This is a genomic window from Paratractidigestivibacter sp. (assembly GCF_052362415.1).
GTDB lineage: Bacteria > Actinomycetota > Coriobacteriia > Coriobacteriales > Atopobiaceae > Paratractidigestivibacter.
On record NZ_DAWEMK010000047.1, the window covers coordinates 8195 to 10249 of the forward strand.

General features: G+C 65.4%; 2 protein-coding genes. Both read right to left on the minus strand.

What is annotated here, in order from left to right; genetic code table 11:
* Positions 1 to 48: 48 nt before the first annotated feature.
* Positions 49 to 516 carry a hypothetical protein gene (locus ACT84W_RS06190; protein ID WP_417576358.1) on the minus strand — a complete coding sequence of 156 codons (468 nt, stop codon included), beginning with the start codon at positions 514 to 516 and terminating at the stop codon, positions 49 to 51.
* Position 517: 1 nt separating this feature from the next.
* Positions 518 to 2055, minus strand: a 1538-nt coding sequence (locus ACT84W_RS06195) for a glycoside hydrolase family 3 N-terminal domain-containing protein (protein ID WP_444328584.1), incomplete at its 5' end; no start/stop codon positions are given.

Here is a 2055-nt window from a genome sequence, read left to right on the forward strand (position 1 = left end):
CCGCACGCTGTCATACCAGATGCAGCGTCACAGCCATTGCCGGTCGAGCTAATCGGTCGGCTCGGCGTCCTTGAAGGCGGGCAGGAACGCGGCGACCACGAGCACGAGCGCGGCGACCACGAGCAGCACGGTCGCGACGATCGTGGAGTTGAAGACGCCCCAGCCGATCTGGTTGGACGCGTTCCACGAGAAGAGCCCGGACGCGAGGATGACCCTGGCGCCGATGACCTTGACGGCAGTGAACACGAGCGCGAAGACCGCGACGGCCGAGCACGCATTCGCGAAGATCGGGTTCAGCCCGTCCTTGGCCTGCGCGAGGGCGCCGGCGACGGTCAGCACGATCGCGACGACGATGAGGACGAGGTAGAGCGGCAGGCCGGCGAGCGCGTAGTCGGCGCTCTTCGTGGAGCACAGCACGGTCGCGACGGCGCCGGCGACGGCGAGGACGATGCCCGCGGCGTCGAGGTAGAGGCCGAACCCGCGCTTCTTGCCCGCGGTGAGGTTCTTGGATGCCATCCTATGCCTCCTTCTTGGAGTTCTTCTTGCCGGTCCTGGCGGAGAGCACGGCAAAGACGACGGTCAGGACAGCGCTCACGGCGATGGCTGCGATGTATGCGATGCGCCACCAGGTGGGCTGCTGCTCGACGTGCGCGGTGGAGTTGTAGCGGTTGGTGAGGTTGGACTTGGAGAGCGCGAAGAGCACGTTGTGAGCGGCGTCCTTGACATTCTGCTGCAGGTGCGCGTCGCCCTTGACGGTCTCGATGCCCGGGGTCAGGCCGTCGCTCTGCTTGGCGAAGATCGAGGTGGACTCGATGGTGGTGCCGCCGTCGAAGCCCGAGATGCCGCGGGTATCCCAGCAGGTGACGCCGGAGTTGAGCACGGAGCCGTAGAGGTCGGTGTCGTCGTAGATGTCGGTCACGCAGTAGCCGTGGAAGCCCCACTCGTTCTTGAGGATCCCGGTGATCAGGCCGTAGGAAGAGGTGCACTCGACAGGGCCGACCTTCGAGAAGGAGGTCATGACGCCCTTCATGCCCTCGTCGACGTCATCGGTATCGTACTTCGTTGCCTCGAAGGCGATCTGGAAGGCGCGCAGGTCTCCCTCGCGGGCCTTCTGCTCGGTCATGTACGGAGCGATGCCGTAGCGGTTGGTCTCCTGGTCGTTGAAGGCGAAGTGCTTCGGGGAGGCGATGAGGCCCTTCTTCTCGGCGGCGATGGCGAACTCCATCGCGGCGTTGCCGGTGAGGATGGCGTCCTCGGAGTAGTACTCGCCGTTGCGGCCGTTATAGGCGGAGCGGTGCGTGTTCAGGCCCGGGCCCCAGAGGATGGGGATGCCGAGGAAGAGCGCCTCGTCGCCCACGTAGTCGCCGACCTCGCCCATGAGGTCGGGGTCGAAGGAAGCGGCCACGACGGGGGCGGAGCCGAGCACGGCGCCGATCCAGCCGGCGTTCGCGTCGTCGTCGGCGATGGCCCAAGGGGCGTTCTTGTCCTTAGAGGCGTTGAGCGCCAGCGAGATGCCGATGCCGTTGTTCTCGGTCATGTAGTCCTCGTAGGTGCCGAGGGCCCTGGAGCCAGGGATGCTCGGGCCGCCGAAGGTGGCGATGTTCAGGGCCTCCTGGAGGGAGAACTCGTCCATGGCCTTGTCCCAGGCCTCGTCGTCGAACTTCTTGTCAAAGAGGTCCCAGAACTTGATGCCGGAGTCCTTGCCCCAGGTGATGGACGAGGTGTCGTCGCCGGTCTTCACGTCGTAGTAGTGGGCGTTCAGGTCGCTGATGAGCTCGTCGTCCTTGAGCTCCATGTCGGAGTAGGTCTTGGGCCAGGTCGCGCCCCAGTCGGCGCGCGAGAGGTTGGTGACCTCGCCGTCCTGGAAGTGGTTCCAGTCCGAGTACTCGAGCTGGTTGGAGATCTTCTGGCCGGTCTTGGAGACCGAGAAGGCCGTCTTTGCGAGGAAGTTCTCGTCGATGTCCTTCTTGCAGGCCTTGGAGGCGTCGGAGGCGCCGGAGATCTTCGCGGTCGAGACGCCCTGCGCGGCCATCATGTTGTTCAGCGCGTCGTGGG

Coding starts and splice junctions, on each gene's coding strand:
- ACT84W_RS06190 (WP_417576358.1), bottom strand. CDS start 516: ATGGCATCCAAGAACCTCACCGCGGGCAAGAAGCGCGGGTTCGGCCTC.